Here is a 19,691-nt window from a genome sequence, read left to right as displayed (position 1 = left end):
GTTTCACAAAGGGTTACAGACAGCGCCTGCCAGAGCTGTAGGTAATGTAGTAAGTTAGGCCGGTGAATATCATGCGAAGCGCGCGCCAGTAGCGGAGCTTGCTTCAGAGGGTAGTTAATTGAACGATATGGCAAAGAATCTGATCCTGTGGTTGATCATCGCAGCTGTCCTCGTGACGGTGATGAACAACTTCTCCAGTCCTAACGAGCCGCAAACCCTCAACTATTCCGACTTCATCCAGCAGGTCAAGGATGGCAAGGTCGAGCGCGTAGCGGTTGATGGCTACGTGATTACCGGCAAGCGCACCGATGGCGACAGCTTCAAGACCATCCGTCCGGCGATCCAAGACAATGGCCTGATTGGCGATCTGGTGGACAACCATGTAGTTGTCGAGGGCAAGCAGCCCGAACAGCAAAGTATCTGGACTCAACTTCTGGTCGCTAGCTTCCCGATCCTGGTGATAATCGCGGTCTTCATGTTTTTTATGCGGCAGATGCAGGGCGGGGCCGGTGGCAAGGGCGGGCCGATGAGTTTCGGCAAGAGTAAGGCGCGCCTACTCTCTGAAGATCAGGTGAAAACCACCCTGGCCGACGTCGCAGGTTGCGACGAGGCCAAGGAAGAAGTCGGCGAACTGGTCGAGTTCCTTCGCGATCCAGGCAAGTTCCAGCGTTTGGGTGGCCGTATTCCTCGTGGCGTATTGATGGTCGGTCCGCCAGGTACCGGTAAAACCCTGCTGGCCAAGGCTATCGCTGGTGAAGCCAAGGTTCCATTCTTCACCATTTCCGGTTCCGATTTCGTCGAGATGTTCGTCGGTGTGGGCGCCAGCCGTGTTCGCGACATGTTTGAGCAGGCGAAAAAGCACGCACCGTGCATCATCTTCATCGACGAGATCGATGCCGTTGGTCGCCATCGTGGTGCGGGCATGGGCGGTGGTCATGATGAGCGTGAGCAGACGCTCAACCAGTTGCTGGTGGAAATGGATGGTTTCGAGATGAATGACGGCATCATCGTCATCGCCGCAACCAACCGCCCCGACGTGCTCGACCCGGCGCTGTTGCGTCCAGGCCGTTTCGACCGTCAGGTCGTGGTGGGCTTGCCCGATATTCGGGGGCGTGAGCAGATCCTCAAGGTTCACATGCGCAAGGTGCCGATGGGCGACGACGTTGCTCCTGCGGTAATTGCCCGCGGTACTCCTGGTTTTTCGGGTGCTGACCTGGCAAACCTGGTCAACGAAGCCTCGCTGTTCGCTGCTCGTACAGGCAAGCGTGTAGTTGAGATGAAAGAATTCGAGCTGGCCAAGGACAAGATCATGATGGGCGCAGAGCGCAAATCCATGGTCATGTCGGAGAAAGAGAAGCAGAACACCGCTTATCACGAGGCTGGTCACGCCATTGTCGGGCGCGTCGTGCCGGAGCACGATCCTGTCTACAAAGTTTCGATCATTCCTCGCGGCAGAGCCCTGGGCGTGACGATGTTCCTGCCGGAAGAGGATCGCTACAGCCTCTCCAAGCGTGCGCTCATCAGCCAGATCTGCTCGCTTTACGGTGGGCGTATTGCCGAAGAGATGACCTTGGGCTTTGACGGTGTGACGACAGGTGCGTCCAACGACATCATGCGTGCCAGCCAGATAGCGCGGAATATGGTTACCAAATGGGGTTTGTCCGAGAAGCTTGGCCCCTTGATGTACGCAGAAGAAGAGGGTGAAGTGTTCCTCGGTCGTGGCGGCGGTGGTCAGCATGCTAGCTTCTCCGGTGAAACCGCTAAGCTGATCGATTCCGAGGTGCGCAGCATCATCGATCAGTGCTATGGCACGGCTAAACAAATCCTCACGGATAACCGCGACAAGCTGGATGCGATGGCTGATGCCTTGATGAAGTACGAAACCATTGATGCCGAACAGATTGACGACATCATGGCGGGGCGCCCGCCACGCGAGCCTCGTGATTGGTCGGGTGGCGCCGGTACTTCGGGTACTCCGCCGGTTGTGCAGGATGAGCGTCCGGAAACACCTATTGGCGGCCCTGCTGCTGACGTTTAAGGCTTGAAATGACTTTTGTTCCCTCCTCCACCCGATTGCCTTGCGGCAATCGGGTTCTTGATTTGGCCCATACGCATGTTATGGGTATCCTTAATGTCACTCCTGACTCCTTTTCCGATGGTGGCAGATTCAGCCAGTTGGATGCAGCCTTGCGTCATGCGCGAGCGATGGTCGACGCTGGCGCCACGCTGATTGATGTAGGCGGAGAATCGACCCGTCCTGGTGCGCGGATGGTATCGCCTCTTGAGGAGTTGGAGCGCGTCGCGCCTATTGTCGAACTCATTCATCGTGAGCTAGATGTCATTATCTCGGTGGATACCTCCACGCCTGCGGTGATGCGTGAGGTTGCCCGTTTGGGGGCTGGGCTGATAAACGATGTTCGATCCCTGCGACGGGAGGGTGCTTTGGATGCAGCTGCGGCAACAGGGCTGCCAGTGTGTTTGATGCATATGCTTGGTGAGCCGGGTGACATGCAGGACAACCCGCAGTACCGCGATATTGTTGGTGACGTCGGAGAGTTCCTGGTTGAGCGCGTTGCCCAATGCGCCGCTGTGGGAATCACGCCTGATCGCATCATTCTCGATCCGGGATTCGGGTTCGCTAAAAACCTGCAGCACAATCTAAGTCTTTTTAAACATATGGACGCCTTGCATGCTCTTGGTCGGCCGCTGTTGGTCGGTGTTTCGCGCAAGAGCATGATAGGCCTGGCGTTGAATCGCCCCGTAGGAGAGCGCCTTCACGGCAGTCTCGCGCTCGCTGCATTGGCAATTGTGAAAGGTGCACGGATTTTGCGAGTTCATGATGTCGCCGAAACGGTCGATGTGGTGCGGATGCTCGCTGCGGTGGAATCGGCCGAATAGGAATGATGGAGCACTTATGACTAAAAAATATTTTGGGACCGACGGCATTCGTGGTCGTGTCGGCGTTTACCCGATCACACCGGATTTTATGCTCAAGCTCGGATGGGCCGCAGGTATGGCCTTCCGCAGCATGGGCGCTTGCAAAGTGCTTGTTGGTAAAGACACGCGAATCTCTGGCTACATGTTCGAGTCGGCTCTAGAGGCTGGCCTGACATCTGCCGGCGCCGATGTCATGTTGCTTGGCCCTATGCCTACGCCAGCCATTGCTTACCTCACGCGCACGTTTCAGGCTCAGGCCGGTATTGTCATCAGTGCGTCACACAATCCCCATGATGACAACGGCATCAAGTTCTTCTCCGGGCAGGGGACCAAGCTGCCGGACGAAATCGAACTGATGATCGAAGAGTTGCTTGAGACGCCGATGACGGTGGTCGAGTCCAGCAAGATAGGCAAGGTTTCGCGGATCAACGATGCGTCGGGCCGCTACATCGAATTCTGTAAAAGCAGTGTGCCTACCAGTACGAGTTTCTCCGGGCTCAAGGTTGTACTTGATTGCGCCCATGGTGCGACCTACAAGGTTGCACCCAGTGTGTTCCGCGAGCTCGGCGCCGAGGTTACTGTGCTGTCCGCACAGCCCAATGGGCTGAATATCAATGACAATTGTGGCTCCACTCACATGGCCTCATTGCAGGCGGCAGTGTTGGCTGAGCATGCTGATCTTGGGATAGCTTTTGATGGTGACGGCGACCGGGTGCTCATGGTCGATCACACCGGAGCGATAGTTGATGGCGACGAACTTTTGTTCATCATCGCGCGCGATTTGCATGAGCGTAAGCAGCTGCAGGGCGGTGTGGTCGGTACGCTGATGAGCAATCTGGGGCTGGAGTTGGCCCTGGCTGATCTGGGCATTCCATTTGTTCGCGCCAATGTAGGTGATCGCTACGTCATTGCGGATCTGCTGGAGCGCAACTGGCAGGTTGGTGGTGAAAACTCCGGACATATCGTCTGCTTCCAGCACACTACGACGGGCGATGCGATCATTGCCGCGTTGCAGGTCTTGATGGCCTTGAAGCGGCGTAATGAAAGCCTTGCCCAGTCTCGTCAGGCGCTGCGCAAGTGCCCCCAGGTCTTGCTGAACGTGCGCTTCTCGGGTGGGGTAAACCCGGTCGAGCATGATGCCGTCAAAGAGGCGTGTGCCCGTGTCACTGCTGCGATGGCTGGTCGTGGGCGCGTGTTGTTGCGTAAGTCGGGCACTGAGCCTTTGGTTCGTGTCATGGTCGAAGGTGATGACGAGGCTCAGGTTCGCGGCTATGCAGAGGAGCTGGCAAAACTGGTTGCTGAAGTTTCTGCCTGATTTCGGCTTGCCAGTGTTGAAAGGGTTGGGTAACATCTGCGCCCACTTTGACCGACGAGGTACAGCATGCGTCGCCCTATGGTAGCTGGTAACTGGAAGATGCACGGTACCCGCGCCAGCGTCGCTGAGCTGATAAATGGCCTTCGTCATCTGGCCTTGTCGAGCGGTGTTGATGTCGCGGTTTTCCCGCCTTGCTTGTATATCAACCAAGTGGTTGATGGCTTGAAAGGTAAGTCGATTTCAGTCGGCGCGCAGAACTCTGCGGTGGAACCGATGCAAGGTGCGTTGACGGGTGAGGTTGCGCCTAGTCAGTTGGTGGATGCAGGTTGTTCCCTTGTGCTTGTCGGGCACTCCGAGCGTCGTCAAATCATGGGCGAGCTTGATGGGGCACTGAATCGGAAATTCGCAGCGGCACAGGCTTGTGGCTTGACTCCGGTGTTGTGTGTGGGAGAAACCCTTGCGCAACGCGAAGCCGGGAAAACTCTTGAGGTTGTCGGGCGTCAGCTAGGCAGCATCATCGAGGAGCTGGGAGTCGGTGCCTTTGCCAAGGCAGTTATAGCTTACGAGCCGGTCTGGGCCATTGGTACCGGGCTGACTGCTTCGCCGCAACAAGCGCAGGATGTGCACGCAGCCATTCGCGCACAGTTGGCGGCAGAGAATTCTGAGGTCGCACGAGGTGTGCGGCTTCTATACGGCGGCAGCGTGAAGGCGGCCAATGCGGTCGAACTGTTCGGCATGCCGGATATCGATGGGGGGCTCATTGGTGGGGCTTCCCTGAATGCAGATGAGTTCGGTGCGATATGTCGCGCCGCGGGAAACTGAGAAAATGCTGGAAACAGTCGTAGTCGTTTTTCATCTGCTGGGTGCGTTGGGCGTAGTTGCTCTGGTATTGCTTCAGCAGGGCAAGGGTGCGGACGCTGGTGCGTCTTTCGGGGCAGGTGCTTCAAATACTGTCTTCGGGAGCCAAGGTTCCTCTACCTTTCTTAGTAAGTTTACTGCTATACTTGCCGCAGGTTTCTTCATAACCAGCTTGGGGTTAGGTTACTTTGCTAAAGAGAAAGCTCAAGAGCTGACTCAGGTAGGTTTGCCTAATCCAGCGGTGTTGGAAGTTCCAAAGCAAAAGCCGGCTTCTGATGATGTACCGGTGCTTCAAGAGCAAAAGTCGGCAACTGATGCGACTGACGTGCCTCCAGCTCAAGAGCAAAAGTAAGAAGGGTTTCATGCAGTAGCGTTGTATTGCCGAGGTGGTGGAATTGGTAGACACGCAACCTTGAGGTGGTTGTGCCCATAGGGTGTAGGGGTTCGAGTCCCCTTCTCGGTACCAATTATCAGGAGAGCCCGCTGTTGCGGGCTTTCTTGTAGGTGGAAGGTTACATTGACCCTGCAAGGGATCGGTCGTATACTTCCGCCCCAGCTTTGTCGCGGGGTGGAGCAGTCTGGTAGCTCGTCGGGCTCATAACCCGAAGGTCGTCGGTTCAAATCCGGCCCCCGCAACCAGTTTCAAGGGCCCCTTTTAAGGGGCTTTTTGTTAGCTGGACACTTTATAACGCCGCTATTCGACGGCGTTTCAGGGATGGGCGTTTCGCCCATTTTTTTTTATTTACACAGCATGCACAAACATGCACGAGGGGGTTCAGGTGTCGAGCAAGCTAGAACAGTTGCAGGCCTTGCTGGCCCCGGTGGTCGTGGCCCTTGGCTATGAATGCTGGGGTATTGAGTTTTCGGCTCAAGGTCGCCACTCACTGTTGCGCGTTTATATCGATAAAGAAGGCGGCGTTTTGGTGGATGACTGCGCCATTGTCAGCCGTCAGATCAGCGGTGTTCTGGACGTTGAAGATCCAATATCCGTTGAATACACCCTGGAAGTTTCTTCTCCTGGCATGGAACGCCCGCTGTTCACGCTTGAACAGTTTGCCCAGTTTGCCGGTGAGCAAGTGAAGATCAAATTGCGCTCTCCTTTCGAAGGTCGACGCAATTTTCAAGGCCTTCTGCGTGGTGTAGAGGATCAGGACGTCGTGGTGCAGGTTGAAGACCACGAGTTCCTGTTGCCGATCGATATGGTCGACAAGGCCAATATAATTCCCAGTTTTGACTGAGACGCGGATCCCGCGGATCCAATGGCTTGCGAAAGGCGAGGCGTACGATGAGCAAAGAAGTACTGCTGGTTGTTGAGTCGGTATCCAATGAAAAGGGCGTACCGGCAAACGTGATTTTTGAAGCGCTGGAGCTGGCCCTGGCCACTGCTACCAAGAAGCGTTTTGAAGACGAAGTTGACTTGCGTGTGGAAATCAATCGCCACACGGGTGCCTATGAGACTTTCCGTCGCTGGACGGTGGTCGAAGAAGCCGATCTGGATGATCCGGCAATCGAAACCTGGCCGAGCAAGGTTGCGCAAACGCATCCTGGCGCCAAGGTTGGCGATGTCGTTGAAGAGAAGATCGAGTCCATCGAGTTTGGCCGCATCGCTGCACAGACTGCAAAGCAAGTCATCGTGCAGAAGGTTCGCGAAGCCGAGCGTGCTCAGGTTGTCGATGCCTATCGCGAGCGTCTGGGTGAAATCATCTCGGGCACCGTGAAGAAAGTGACCCGCGATAACGTGATTGTCGATCTGGGCAACAACGCTGAAGCGTTGCTGGCTCGTGAAGACATCATTTCTCGCGAAACCTTCCGTGTTGGCGTGCGCTTGCGTGCGCTGCTCAAGGAAATTCGCACCGAGAACCGCGGCCCGCAGTTGATCCTGTCGCGTACCGCGCCGGAAATGCTGATCGAGTTGTTCCGCATCGAAGTGCCGGAAATCGCCGAAGGCCTGATCGAAGTCATGGCAGCGTCCCGCGATCCGGGTTCGCGCGCCAAGATCGCGGTCCGCTCCAAGGACAAGCGTATCGACCCGCAAGGTGCCTGCATTGGCATGCGCGGTTCGCGCGTCCAGGCAGTATCGGGCGAGTTGGGCGGCGAGCGTGTGGATATCGTTCTGTGGGACGACAACCCGGCGCAGTTCGTGATTAACGCCATGTCCCCGGCGGAAGTCGCGGCAATTATTGTTGACGAAGATGCCCACGCCATGGACATCGCCGTCGGCGCAGACAATCTGGCTCAGGCCATCGGTCGCGGTGGTCAGAACGTACGTCTGGCTAGCCAATTGACCGGTTGGACCTTGAACGTGATGACCGAATCGGACATCCAGGCTAAGCAGCAAGCGGAAACCGGCGATATTCTGCGCAACTTCATCGACGAGCTGGAAGTCGACGAAGACCTGGCGCAGGTACTGGTTGACGAAGGCTTCACCAGCCTGGAAGAGATTGCCTACGTACCGGTGGAGGAAATGCTCAACATCGACGGCTTTGACGAAGATACCGTCAACGAGCTTCGCGCTCGCGCCAAGGATCGTTTGTTGACCAAAGCCATCGCTACTGAGGAAAAGCTGGCAGACGCCCATCCGGCCGAAGACCTGCTCTCGCTTGAGGGTATGGACAAGGATTTGGCGATGGAACTGGCGGTGCGCGGCGTAATTACCCGCGAAGACCTGGCCGAGCAGTCTATTGACGACCTGCTCGACATCGACGGCATTGACGATGATCGTGCCGGCAAGTTGATCATGGCCGCCCGAGCCCATTGGTTCGAGTAATTAGGCGCGGCCTGAGGAGAGAAGTGCATGACGCAAGTCACGGTGAAACAACTGGCCGATGAGGTCAAAACACCGGTAGAGCGCCTGTTGCAGCAGATGCGTGAGGCAGGTCTGCCGCACACCGCCGCCGATGAAGGTGTGAGCGATAGTGAGAAGCAGTCCCTGCTGACTCACTTGAAGAGCAGCCACAAGGCGAAAGTGGAAGAACCGCGCAAGATCACTTTGCAGCGTAAAACCACCAGCACCCTGCGTGTTGCTGGCAGCAAAAGCATCAGTGTTGAAGTGCGCAAGAAAAAAGTTTTCGTGCAGCGTAGCCCGGAAGAAATCGAAGCCGAGCGCAAGCGTGAACTGGATGAACGTCGCGCAGTAGAAAATGCTGCCCGTCAGAAGGCTGAAGAAGAAGCCAAGCGTCGCGCCGAAGAAGAAGCGCCTCGCCAGCCTACTGCTGCGCAACCTGTCTCGACCCCTGCGGTTGCAGCACCTGTTGCATCGGCCGAGCCTGTGCGTGAAGCCGCGGTTGCAGCACCTGCCCCAGCGGCGGATGCACGCAAGCGTGAGGAGCCACGTCGCCCCGACAAACCGCGTGCCGATGATAACAACCGTCGCGGCAGTGGCGATGGCGAGCGTAAAAACGCTCCTCATCGTGCGACCGTCAAGGAAAAGGCTCCGGCGCCACGGGTTGCGCCACGTACTACCGACGAAGAAAGCGATGGCTTCCGTCGTGGTGGTCGCGGCAAGGCCAAGCTGAAGAAGCGCAACGCCCACGGTTTCCAGAGCCCAACCGGCCCTGTCGTGCGTGAAGTGAAGATCGGCGAGACCATCACTGTGGGCGATCTCGCCCAGCAGATGTCGGTCAAGGCAGCTGAAATCATCAAGTTCATGTTCAAGCTGGGTACCCCAGCGACCATCAACCAGGTACTGGATCAGGAAACTGCCCAACTGGTTGCTGAAGAACTGGGCCATAAAGTGACCCTGGTCAGCGACACCGCCCTGGAAGATTCCCTGGCCGAGTCCCTGAAGTTTGAAGGCGAGGCGTTCTCCCGTGCCCCTGTCGTGACCGTAATGGGCCACGTTGACCACGGTAAGACCTCCCTGCTCGACTATATCCGTCGTGCCAAGGTTGCAGCTGGCGAAGCCGGTGGCATCACCCAGCACATCGGTGCATACCACGTTGAAACCGAACGCGGCATGGTCACCTTCCTCGACACCCCAGGTCACGCCGCGTTTACCGCCATGCGTGCCCGTGGTGCCAAGGCTACCGACATCGTGATCCTGGTGGTTGCAGCGGACGACGGCGTAATGCCGCAGACCATTGAAGCCGTACAGCACGCCAAGGCTGCTGGTGTTCCACTGGTTGTTGCGGTGAACAAAATCGACAAGCCGGGCGCCGATCTCGATCGCATCCGTAGCGAACTGTCGGTTCACGGCGTGACATCCGAAGAGTGGGGCGGTGATACGCCATTCGTTTCCGTATCCGCAAAAATGGGTACCGGCGTTGACGACCTGCTCGAAGCGGTCCTGCTGCAAGCCGAAGTTCTGGAGCTCAAGGCAACGCCTTCGGCCCCGGGTCGCGGTGTTGTGGTCGAGTCCCGTCTGGACAAGGGGCGCGGCCCGGTAGCGACTGTTCTGGTTCAGGACGGTACGCTGCGTCAAGGCGACATGGTCCTGGTGGGCTCGAACTATGGCCGCGTGCGCGCCATGCTCGACGAGAACGGCAAGTCCATCAAGGAAGCCGGTCCTTCCATTCCTGTCGAGATCCTCGGCCTGGACGGTACACCGGACGCTGGCGACGAGATGAGCGTAGTGGCCGACGAGAAGAAGGCCCGTGAAGTGGCTCTGTTCCGTCAAGGCAAGTTCCGCGAAGTCAAATTGGCTCGCGCTCATGCTGGCAAGCTGGAAAACATCTTCGAGAACATGGGTCAGGAAGAGAAGAAGACGCTCAACATCGTCCTCAAATCCGATGTCCGTGGTTCGTTGGAAGCGTTGAACGGTGCCTTGAATGGCCTGGGCAACGACGAAGTGCAAGTGCGCGTGGTCGGTGGCGGTGTCGGTGGTATCACCGAGAGCGACGCCAACCTGGCACTGGCCTCCAACGCTGTACTGTTCGGCTTCAACGTGCGTGCCGATGCCGGTGCGCGCAAGATCGTCGAGCAGGAAGGTCTGGATATGCGTTACTACAACGTGATCTACGACATCATCGAAGACGTCAAGAAAGCCCTGACCGGCATGCTCGGCAGCGACGTGCGGGAGAACATCCTGGGCGTGGCCGAAGTGCGTGACGTGTTCCGTTCGCCGAAATTCGGCGCGATCGCCGGTTGCATGGTTATCGAAGGTGTTGTGCACCGTAACCGTCCAATCCGTGTACTGCGTGAAGACATCGTTATCTTCGAGGGCGAGCTGGAATCCCTGCGCCGCTTCAAGGATGACGCTTCCGAAGTACGTGCCGGCATGGAATGCGGTATCGGCGTGAAGAGCTACAACGACGTCAAAGTCGGTGACAAGATCGAAGTCTTCGAGAAGGTTCAGGTTGCTCGCAGCCTCTAACTCGCGCACTTCAGGAGCCGTGATGGGCAGCCGCATGCAAATGCACGGCGCATCAGCAGGCCTCTAAACGCAACGCCCGGTCTGGCTTCTGTCAGGCCGGGCGTTTGCCGCTTTCAGACCCCACGGGTTTCACCGTGCGGCAGTAACAGGTAACAAGACATGGCAAAAGAATATAGCCGTACCCAGCGTATTGGCGATCAGATGCAGCGTGAGCTGGCACAGCTGATCCGTCGTGAAGTCAAAGACCCGCGCGTAGGACTCGTCACCATCACGGCAGTGGAAGTCAGCCGTGACGTCGGGCACGCGAAGATTTTCATCACCGTGATGGGCCAAGACAGCGCCGACGATATTGCCCAGAGCATCAAAGTGCTCAACGCGGCCGCCGGTTTCCTGCGTATGCAGCTGGCCCGCGAGATGAAGCTGCGTAGTGTTCCGCAGTTGCACTTCCACTACGACGAAAGCGTTGTGCGTGGCGCCCACCTGTCTGCGTTGATCGAGCGCGCGGTGGCGGAAGACAGTCAGCATCCGGTTGCGGCTGAACCCGAAGACACCAAGGAGTAATCGGTGGCTCAGGTCAAACGTATCCGTCGTAATGTCAGTGGCATCATCCTGCTCGACAAGCCATTGGGCTTTACTTCCAATGCGGCTTTGCAGAAGGTCCGCTGGTTGTTGAATGCCGAGAAGGCCGGGCATACCGGCAGCCTAGATCCGCTGGCCACTGGCGTATTGCCGCTGTGCTTTGGCGAGGCCACCAAGTTTTCCCAGTACCTGCTCGATTCCGACAAGGGCTATGAAACCCTGGCGCAATTGGGCAAGACCACCACCACGGCAGACGCCGAAGGTGAGGTGTTGTTGGAGCGCGAAGTGACCGTTGGTCGCGAGGATATCGACGCCGTTCTGCCTGCTTTTCGTGGGCAAATCAGCCAGATACCGCCGATGTACTCGGCGCTCAAGCGTGACGGCCAGCCGCTGTACAAGCTCGCGCGTGCAGGTGAAGTGGTGGAGCGCGAACCGCGTTCTGTTACTATTGCGCGCTTGGAACTGCTTGCCTTTGAAGGCGACACTGTGCGGCTGGCGGTAGATTGCAGCAAAGGCACCTATATCCGTACCCTTGTGGAAGATATCGGTGAGCAACTGGGCTGTGGTGCCTACGTGGCAGAGCTGCGACGTACTCAGGCCGGGCCTTTTACGCTGGCCCAGACGGTGACGCTGGAAGAGCTCGAAGCGGTTCACGCCGAAGGCGGCAACGAGGCGGTCGACCGCTTCCTGATGCCTTCGGACAGCGGTTTGCTGGATTGGCCGCTATTGCACTTCTCCGAGCACAGCGCGTTCTACTGGCTCAACGGCCAACCGGTGCGTGCCCCGGATGCGCCGAAGTTCGGCATGGTGCGGGTACAGGATCACAATGGCCGCTTTATCGGTATCGGTGAAGTGAGCGAAGACGGGCGTATCGCGCCGCGTCGACTGATTCGGTCAGAATGACCGGAACCAGTTTGGTGTAAAAGCGCAGTAGCTTTTGCACAAACTGGGACGAGGGTGGCTGTTAACAGGCATGGTCACTACTCATTTTTAGATACAGGGATTTGTCCCTGGCCTGTTGAAACCGCCCTTTTGGGTGGTTTCCTTAAAAAAAGGATTGCCTCATGGCTCTCGACGTTCAAGAAAAAGCACAAATCGTAGCTGACTATCAGCAAGCTGTTGGTGACACCGGTTCGCCAGAAGTGCAAGTTGCACTGCTGACCCACAACATCAACAAACTGCAAGGTCACTTCAAGGCCAACGGTAAAGACCACCACTCCCGTCGTGGTCTGATCCGCATGGTAAACCAGCGCCGTAAGCTGCTGGACTACCTGAAAGGCAAAGATCTGGGTCGTTATCAGGCTCTGATCGGTCGCCTGGGTCTGCGTCGCTAATCAGCGATTGCGCTAGAGGTTGGTTGTTTGCCGTGTGTCAGTGGGTTTCCCGCTGGCCCATGGCAGGCTCCCAGCCTCAAGTTTTATCTGGATACACGTTTTACCCTGGACAGTAGCGTTGGGCCGACTCCCGACATTGCCCAAGAATTTCGCAAGAAAACCAGTTCCCCAAGAGCCACAAAGAAGGTAGGACACCGTGAACCCGGTAATCAAAAAATTTCAGTTCGGTCAGTCGACCGTAACCCTCGAGACTGGCCGCATCGCCCGTCAGGCTTCCGGCGCAGTATTGGTCACCGTTGACGACGACGTCAGCGTGTTGGTGACTGTCGTTGGTGCCAAGCAAGCAGATCCAGGCAAGGGCTTCTTCCCTCTGTCCGTTCACTACCAGGAAAAGACTTACGCTGCCGGTAAGATCCCTGGCGGTTTCTTCAAGCGCGAAGGCCGTCCTTCCGAGAAAGAAACCCTGACTTCCCGACTGATCGACCGTCCGATCCGTCCGCTGTTCCCCGAAGGCTTCATGAACGAAGTGCAGGTTGTCTGCACCGTCGTCTCCACCAGCAAGAAAACCGATCCGGACGTCGCTGCGATGATCGGTACCTCGGCTGCCCTGGCGATCTCCGGCATTCCTTTCGATGGCCCGATCGGCGCTGCCCGTGTTGCCTACCACCCTGACACCGGCTACCTGCTGAACCCGACCTATGAGCAACTCAAGGCTTCGAGCCTGGACATGGTCGTAGCCGGTACTAGCGAAGCTGTGCTGATGGTGGAATCCGAAGCCAAAGAGCTGACCGAAGACCAGATGCTGGGCGCCGTATTGTTCGCCCACGACGAGTTCCAGGTCGTCATCAACGCCGTCAAGGAACTGGCTGCCGAAGCCGCCAAGCCAACCTGGGCCTGGGCGCCGCAAGCAGAAGCCACCGCGCTGCTGGGCGACATCCGTGCCGAGTTCGGCGAAGCGATCTCCCAGGCCTACACCATCACCGTCAAGGCCGACCGTTACGCTCGCCTGGGCGAGCTGAAGGACCAGGTCGTGGCCAAGCTGTCGGGCGAAGAAGGCCAGCCTTCTGCCAGCGAAGTGAAAGCGGCTTTCGGTGAAATCGAATACCGCACCGTTCGTGAAAACATCGTCAACGGCAAGCCACGTATCGACGGTCGCGACACCCGCACCGTGCGTCCGCTGAATATCGAAGTCGGCGTTCTGCCCAAGACCCACGGTTCGGCCCTGTTCACTCGCGGCGAAACCCAGGCCCTGGTCGTTGCAACTCTGGGTACTGCCCGCGACGCACAGTTGCTGGACACCCTCGAAGGCGAGAAAAAAGACCCCTTCATGCTGCACTACAACTTCCCTCCGTTCTCGGTGGGCGAGTGTGGTCGCATGGGCGGCGCGGGTCGTCGTGAAATCGGTCACGGCCGTCTGGCCCGCCGTTCGGTACAGGCCATGCTGCCTGCCGCCGACGTGTTCCCGTACACCATCCGCGTGGTGTCGGAAATCACCGAATCCAACGGCTCCAGCTCCATGGCTTCGGTCTGCGGCGCTTCCCTGGCGCTGATGGACGCCGGTGTACCGATGAAGGCACCGGTTGCCGGTATCGCCATGGGTCTGGTTAAAGAAGGCGAGAAGTTCGCCGTCCTGACCGACATCCTGGGCGACGAAGACCACCTGGGCGACATGGACTTCAAAGTAGCCGGTACCGCCAAAGGCGTGACTGCGCTGCAGATGGACATCAAGATCAAGGGCATCACCGAAGAAATCATGGAGATCGCCCTGGGCCAAGCCCTGGAAGCGCGCCTGAACATCCTCGGCCAGATGAACCAGATCATTGCTCAGTCCCGCACCGAGCTGTCGGAAAATGCTCCGACCATGATCGCGATGAAAATCGACACCGACAAAATCCGTGATGTCATCGGTAAAGGCGGCGCGACCATCCGTGCGATCTGCGAAGAAACCAAGGCTTCGATCGACATCGAAGACGACGGTTCGATCAAGATCTTCGGCGAAACCAAGGAAGCTGCTGAAGCTGCACGCCAGCGCGTTCTGGGCATCACCGCCGAAGCCGAGATCGGCAAGATCTACGTCGGCAAGGTTGAGCGCATCGTCGACTTCGGCGCATTCGTCAACATCCTGCCGGGCAAGGATGGCCTGGTTCACATCTCCATGCTGAGCGACGCTCGCGTTGAGAAAGTGACCGACATTCTGAAAGAAGGCCAGGAAGTGGAAGTGCTGGTACTGGACGTGGACAACCGCGGCCGTATCAAGCTGTCCATCAAGGACGTCGCAGCAGCCAAGGCTTCGGGCGTTTAATCACGCGTTGACCTGGTAGAGAAAAGCCCCGCCGCGAAAGCTGCGGGGTTTTTTTTGCCCGCGACAAATTGAGGCGCGCCCGCGAGTTGCTTGACCTGAAGGTCAGTGCTAGGTTTAGCCCACTGCCCGTGTAGCTCAGCCGGTAGAGCAGCGCACTCGTAACGCGAAGGTCGCAGGTTCGATTCCTGTCTCGGGCACCAGCGATACCTTGTTTTCAGATGATCCCGAATGGTTCTGAAGGCCAGACAAACCGGTCTGTAAGCGGTTTTTTGCGTCAGAGAGATCCTTGATGATCCAGATCCATCTTCCATTCCCCCGATCAGCGAGAACGACATGAGCGTTAAAGCATTGGACCCGCAAGCCCGCCACGAAGAAGCCCTCAAGAAGTACATGCTTGATGCGCCACAGCTGTTGGACGAAATCAAGGACCTGAGCGCCGACGATCAGAAGGACCAGATCCAATGGGCCTTCGAGGACGAAGCCGAGGCGCAGGGGCTACAGCCCTGGGAACTGACCCTCAAGTACACCGCCAGCCCAGAAGCATTTGAAGCCGAGCGCCTTGTACTGCACAAGGAAGCGGCCGAAGTGCTGGGCGTGGAATGGGACGAATACTGCGAGATGAATAATCTGGTGGTCTAGCGCTGCAAGTTTAAAGCCGCAAGCTACAAGCTCAAGCCAATCCCTTGCAGCTTGTAGCTCGCAACTTTAGCGGCTTAAAGGCTAAGCCTCATCGACAGGTCTACTGCTTTTACGTCTTTGGTCATCGAGCCGATGGAAATGTAATCCACGCCCGTTTCCGCAATGGGCCGCAGGGTGCTTTCGTTGATCCCGCCGCTGGCCTCCAGCTTGGCTTTGCCCGCGTTCAGGCGCACCGCTTCGCGCATATCGTCGTGGCTCAGTTCGTCGAGCATGATGATGTCGGCGCCGGCGGCCAGGGCTTGCTGCAACTCCCCGAGGTTTTCCACTTCCACTTCCACCGGTTTGCCCGGGGCGATTTTGTGCGCGGCGGCAATGGCCAGGGCGATCCCGCCACAGGCGGCGATATGGTTTTCCTTTATCAGGAAGGCGTCATACAGGCCGATGCGGTGGTTGTGGCAGCCGCCACAGGTCACCGCGTATTTTTGCGCCAGGCGCAGGCCCGGCAGGGTCTTGCGCGTATCGAGCAACTTGACCCGGGTATCGGCGACCATGTCCGCCAAAAACTGCGCGCGCGTTGCCACGCCGCTGAGCAATTGCAGGAAGTTCAGCGCACTGCGCTCGCCGCTGAGCAATGAGCGCGCCGGCCCTTCGAGGTGGAACAGCGCCTGGTTGGGGCTTACACGCTCGCCGTCATGCACTTGCCAATGCACTGCCACGCGTGGGTCCAACTGCCGGAACACCGCATCGACCCACGCCGTGCCGCTGATGGTGGCGCTGTCGCGGGTGATGATGGTGGCCTTGGCCAGGCGTTCGGTGGGGATCAATTGGGCGGTGATGTCGCCGCTGCCGATGTCTTCGAGCAACGCACGGCGCACGTTCGCTTCGATTTCGGTGGACAGGTCGGCGAGACGAAGATTAGGCATAACGGGCTCCACAAACAAAGTGGCCCGATTATAGGGGCATGCCAGCGTCCAACCCAAGGCGACAAATGCCCCGGCGCTTGGTTTCGTCGGGGTTTATCGCACCGTCACATAATTGCCGTAAAAGCTAATTTCCACTCAGCTGCAGAGGATGCTGGCACAAGTGCCATCTTTTACCGATAATCCGCCCGGTATTTGACGTCATAGCTTTGACGTCCCTGTTTTCGGCCCGCGCATCCCTGTGCATCCTGGCCGTTTCAGTGGCACCGATCTTTAAATCACCGTTCCAGGAGGCTTGGATGCACAACGACGGGAATGTGGTGCCTTTGCACAAAGGCACTGCCGATCAGGCGAATCCTTCGCCGCTCGCCCGCCTGCCGGTGATTCTGATTCAGGTGCGTGACAAGGCCGCCCAGCAACTGCGCCATGGCCTGCAAGCGCTCTTCGACAATGCCGACGACACCCTCTTCGAGATGGCCGACCGGGCGCTGAACAATGTTGAACAGAACACCTTCCTTGAAACCATGCGCGACCTGCGCCTCAAGCGCAAAAGCATCGAACGCGGCTTTCTTGAGCAATTCTTCGCCGCTTGTGCCGGGCTGACCCACTACGACCTGGCCCAAGTGTCCTTGCCGGTGGCGGGCGCTTTCGACCCCTCAACCCAGGTGCGCGATGACGACCTGGAGCGCGCCGTGGCCGTGGACGCCATGGTCGCCCGGGTACTGAGCCGAGAGGGCCTTGCCCTGGGCCAATTGACCGCGCGCCTCAACGCCTTGCTGGGCAAGCGCCTGGACGAGCGCCACAACCCCATGGGCCCGGCGTTGCTCTGCGAGTACTTCTTGCAGGCGGGGCGCAACCTGGGGGTGGAGATCAAGGTCAAGCTGATCCTGCTCAAGCTGTTCGAGAAGTACGTGCTCAGCGAAAGCGACCAGCTCTACGGCGACGCCAACCAACTGCTGATCGCCACCGGCGTGCTACCCCAGCTCAAGGCCGCGCCGGGGCGCCGCAGCACGGTGGAGGCCGAGCCACACCCAGCACCGGCCGCCACTGCGCAGGGGGCCTGTGACGAGCAGGTCGAGGAAGTCTTCCGCGCCTTGCAGGAGCTGCTGTTCCACGTGCGCGGCAGCGTTGCGCCGACCCTGGAAGCCAGCGCCCAGGCGCAACCGATCTCCACCCGTGACCTGCTGCGCCTGCTCTCCCATTTGCAGCACTACGTGCCCGAGCCCGGCGCCCAGGAGGACTTCGACCTACGCAACCAGCTCGAACAACTGCTCACCCGTGGCAGCGTCAAGAGCGGCAAGGCCCGGGGCGTGGCGGTGGCCGATGAAGACGTTATCAACCTGATGGCCATGCTCTTTGAGTTCATCCTGGCCGACCGCAACCTGCCGGAGTCCCTCAAGGCGTTGATGGGGCGCTTGCAGATCCCGATGCTCAAGGTCGCGGTGCTGGACAAAAGCTTCTTTAGCCGCGGCAACCACCCGGCGCGGCGCCTGCTCAACGAAATCGCCGCCGCGGCCCTGGGCTGGGGCGAGTGCGACGACCACCAACGTGACACCCTGTACTTGCGCATCGAACAGGTGGTGCAGCGCTTGCTCAACGATTTCGACGACGACCCGGCGATCTTCACCGAGTTGCTCGCTGAATTCATCGCCTTCACCGACGCCGAGCGCCGCCGCAGCCTGCTGCTGGAACGGCGCACCTGTGAGGCGGACAGCACGCCACTGGACACCTCGGTTGCGGACTTGTCCGCAGGCGACCCCGGCCTGTTGCAGGTCGCCAAGCTGCGCCCCGGTTGCTGGGTCGAGTTCCAGGAAGACGAGGACAATCGCCTACGCTGCAAGCTGATTTCCGTCCTTGAACCCCAGGGCCAATACCTGTTCGTCAACCGCACCGGGATGAAAGTGCTTAAACGCAGCCGCGCCGCCCTGGCCCTGGAGCTGCGCGACGGCACGGCCCGCCAACTCGACGATCGGCTGCTGTTCGAGCGGGCGTTGGAGTCGGTGCTGGGCAACTTGAGCCGCCTCAATCGCGGCAAGTGATCGCAACCGCGGGGCGGATCACGGCATACTGCGCCATCGCAACCCGTGCCAAGGAACCTGTATGCAGTTGGACCCCGCGAGCGGTTGGTGTCAGGGCGTGCAGTTATGCCCCTCGCCCAACTTCAATGCGCGCCCCGCGAATGAAGTCTCCCTGTTGGTCATTCACAACATCAGCTTGCCACCGGCGCAGTTCGCTACCGGCAAGGTGCAGGAGTTTTTCCAGAATCGCCTGGATGTCACGGAACATCCCTACTTTGCAGGCATCGCCGACCTGCGGGTTTCTGCGCATTTTCTGATCGAGCGCGATGGTAAGGTCACGCAGTTCGTGTCCTGCCTGGACCGCGCCTGGCACGCCGGCGTGTCGTCGTTCGAGGGGCGCGAGGGGTGCAACGATTTTTCCCTGGGGATCGAGCTGGAGGGCACGGATGACCAACCCTTCAGCGACGCCCAGTACCACGCGTTGGTCGCCCTTACCCGGCAGTTGCAAGGGGTGTTCAGCGCCATCACCACGCAGCGTATTTGCGGTCACAGCGATATTGCCCCCGGGCGCAAGACCGACCCGGGGCCGGCGTTCGATTGGCCACGCTATCGCCGGGCCTTGAATGAGGGAGAAGGACAATGAGTTTTCTGGTGTTGCTATTGGCGGTGCTGGTCGAGAAATTCTCGGCCCTGCGCCAGCGTCTCCAGCGCGACAGCGGCTGGGTACGCGAACTGAACAAACTGGAGGCCGGCAAACGCCTGGGCAACCAGCCCTGGCTGGTGCTGGCGGTGATGATCCTGCTGCCGGTGGCCGTGCTGGGCCTGTTGTTGCTGGTGCTGGAACCCGTGGCCTATGGCCTGTTGGCATTGCCGATCCATCTGCTGGTGGTGATCTACAGCCTGGGACGCGGGGATCTGCTCGGGGAGTTGGGGCCGTTTCGCGATGCCTGGCGCCGTGAAGACCTGCAAGCGGCGGCCCACGTCGCCCAGCGCGACCTGAACATTGGCGCCGACAGCGGCGAGCAGTTGCTGGAGCGGGTCCAGGGGCACTTGCTGTGGCAGGCCTACCAAAGCTTCTTCACGGTGATTTTCTGGTACTTCCTGCTGGGGCCGGTGGCGGCGTTGAGCTATCGCCTCCTGGCGTTAGCCGCTGAACAGGGCAAGAGCCCGGCCCTGATCGAACGCGCCAGCCAACTGCGCCATGCCTTCGATTGGCTGCCGGTGCGCCTGCTGGCCGCCAGTTTCGCTCTGGTGGGCAACTTTGCGGCAGTCAGCCGGGTGATGCTGCACGAATTACTCAACTGGCACATCAGCGCCGCGCAGCTGATCGAAAAGGCCGGGTTGGCCGGGGCCGAAATCCCGCCCCCAGAGACTGGCGCCGAAGGCATCGCCAGCCTGGACCGCATCTGGGAACTGCTGCTACGCGCCGCTGTGCTCTGGTATGCCACTTTTGCCCTGTGGACCGTGCTGCTGTAGGC

Annotated in this window: 17 protein-coding genes and 3 tRNA genes; 19 read left to right on the top strand and 1 reads right to left on the bottom strand. The window is 58.9% G+C overall.

Annotation, left to right across the window (positions count from 1 at the left end; genetic code table 11):
* The first annotated feature begins 127 nt into the window (after positions 1-127).
* From ftsH to AC19YT_RS18515, 16 genes are all read left to right on the top strand, one after another.
* On the top strand, positions 128-2,038 hold the full coding sequence (ftsH, locus tag AC19YT_RS18590; RefSeq protein ID WP_095105888.1) for an ATP-dependent zinc metalloprotease FtsH: 1,911 nt from the start codon (positions 128-130) through the stop codon (positions 2,036-2,038).
* A gap of 8 nt (positions 2,039-2,046) precedes the next feature.
* A complete protein-coding gene (gene folP, locus AC19YT_RS18585) occupies positions 2,047-2,898 on the top strand; it encodes a dihydropteroate synthase (RefSeq protein ID WP_095105890.1) in 852 nt (283 codons plus the stop codon).
* Positions 2,899-2,914: 16 nt separating this feature from the next.
* The gene (gene glmM, locus AC19YT_RS18580; protein WP_095105892.1) at positions 2,915-4,252 is read left to right on the top strand and encodes a phosphoglucosamine mutase; all 1,338 of its coding nucleotides are present in this window, start codon (positions 2,915-2,917) and stop codon (positions 4,250-4,252) included.
* A gap of 66 nt (positions 4,253-4,318) precedes the next feature.
* Positions 4,319-5,074 (top strand): triose-phosphate isomerase, encoded by a 756-nt coding sequence (gene tpiA / locus AC19YT_RS18575; protein ID WP_095105894.1) that lies wholly within the window; start codon positions 4,319-4,321, stop codon positions 5,072-5,074.
* A 4-nt stretch (positions 5,075-5,078) separates the two neighbouring features.
* Positions 5,079-5,462, top strand: a complete 384-nt coding sequence (gene secG, locus AC19YT_RS18570; protein ID WP_095105896.1) for a preprotein translocase subunit SecG — start codon at positions 5,079-5,081, stop codon at positions 5,460-5,462.
* A 28-nt stretch (positions 5,463-5,490) separates the two neighbouring features.
* Positions 5,491-5,576, top strand: a tRNA-Leu gene (locus tag AC19YT_RS18565).
* A 96-nt stretch (positions 5,577-5,672) separates the two neighbouring features.
* Positions 5,673-5,749, top strand: a tRNA-Met gene (locus tag AC19YT_RS18560).
* 140 nt (positions 5,750-5,889) lie between these two features.
* Positions 5,890-6,348, top strand: a complete 459-nt coding sequence (gene rimP, locus AC19YT_RS18555; RefSeq protein ID WP_176465021.1) for a ribosome maturation factor RimP — start codon at positions 5,890-5,892, stop codon at positions 6,346-6,348.
* Between the two features lie 47 nt (positions 6,349-6,395).
* Complete coding sequence (gene nusA / locus AC19YT_RS18550; protein ID WP_095105900.1) at positions 6,396-7,877, top strand: transcription termination factor NusA; 1,482 nt, start codon at positions 6,396-6,398, stop codon at positions 7,875-7,877.
* A gap of 27 nt (positions 7,878-7,904) precedes the next feature.
* A complete protein-coding gene (gene infB / locus AC19YT_RS18545) occupies positions 7,905-10,421 on the top strand; it encodes a translation initiation factor IF-2 (RefSeq protein ID WP_500598571.1) in 2,517 nt (838 codons plus the stop codon).
* A gap of 159 nt (positions 10,422-10,580) precedes the next feature.
* Positions 10,581-10,982 (top strand): 30S ribosome-binding factor RbfA, encoded by a 402-nt coding sequence (rbfA, locus tag AC19YT_RS18540; protein ID WP_095105904.1) that lies wholly within the window; start codon positions 10,581-10,583, stop codon positions 10,980-10,982.
* A 3-nt stretch (positions 10,983-10,985) separates the two neighbouring features.
* A complete protein-coding gene (gene truB, locus AC19YT_RS18535; RefSeq protein ID WP_095105906.1) occupies positions 10,986-11,903 on the top strand; it encodes a tRNA pseudouridine(55) synthase TruB in 918 nt (305 codons plus the stop codon).
* 161 nt (positions 11,904-12,064) lie between these two features.
* The gene (gene rpsO, locus AC19YT_RS18530; protein ID WP_003176135.1) at positions 12,065-12,334 is read left to right on the top strand and encodes a 30S ribosomal protein S15; all 270 of its coding nucleotides are present in this window, start codon (positions 12,065-12,067) and stop codon (positions 12,332-12,334) included.
* Positions 12,335-12,530: 196 nt separating this feature from the next.
* Entirely contained in the window at positions 12,531-14,636 is a 2,106-nt protein-coding gene (pnp, locus tag AC19YT_RS18525) for a polyribonucleotide nucleotidyltransferase (RefSeq protein WP_500598570.1), read from the top strand.
* 124 nt (positions 14,637-14,760) lie between these two features.
* Positions 14,761-14,836 (top strand) — tRNA-Thr (locus AC19YT_RS18520).
* Between the two features lie 133 nt (positions 14,837-14,969).
* Complete coding sequence (locus AC19YT_RS18515; protein WP_095105910.1) at positions 14,970-15,275, top strand: DUF6388 family protein; 306 nt, start codon at positions 14,970-14,972, stop codon at positions 15,273-15,275.
* A gap of 74 nt (positions 15,276-15,349) precedes the next feature.
* On the opposite strand, the gene nadC is transcribed toward AC19YT_RS18515, so the two are convergent.
* Positions 15,350-16,198, bottom strand: a complete 849-nt coding sequence (nadC, locus tag AC19YT_RS18510) for a carboxylating nicotinate-nucleotide diphosphorylase (protein ID WP_500610783.1) — start codon at positions 16,196-16,198, stop codon at positions 15,350-15,352.
* A gap of 296 nt (positions 16,199-16,494) precedes the next feature.
* Here nadC and AC19YT_RS18505 point away from each other — a divergent pair, with 296 nt between their 5' ends.
* From AC19YT_RS18505 to ampE, 3 genes are all read left to right on the top strand, one after another.
* A complete protein-coding gene (locus tag AC19YT_RS18505) occupies positions 16,495-18,234 on the top strand; it encodes a DUF1631 domain-containing protein (protein ID WP_500610782.1) in 1,740 nt (579 codons plus the stop codon).
* Positions 18,235-18,295: 61 nt separating this feature from the next.
* Positions 18,296-18,856 (top strand): 1,6-anhydro-N-acetylmuramyl-L-alanine amidase AmpD, encoded by a 561-nt coding sequence (gene ampD / locus AC19YT_RS18500; protein WP_095105916.1) that lies wholly within the window; start codon positions 18,296-18,298, stop codon positions 18,854-18,856.
* On the top strand, positions 18,853-19,689 hold the full coding sequence (gene ampE, locus AC19YT_RS18495; protein ID WP_500610781.1) for a regulatory signaling modulator protein AmpE: 837 nt from the start codon (positions 18,853-18,855) through the stop codon (positions 19,687-19,689). The genes ampD and ampE overlap by 4 nt, the downstream gene beginning before the upstream one ends.
* Positions 19,690-19,691: the final 2 nt, after the last annotated feature.

The sequence above is a fragment of the Pseudomonas sp. MF08875 genome (assembly GCF_059862525.1).
The sequence above is the reverse complement of the archived record's forward strand: the minus strand, read 5'-3'. Positions and strand labels throughout refer to the sequence as shown.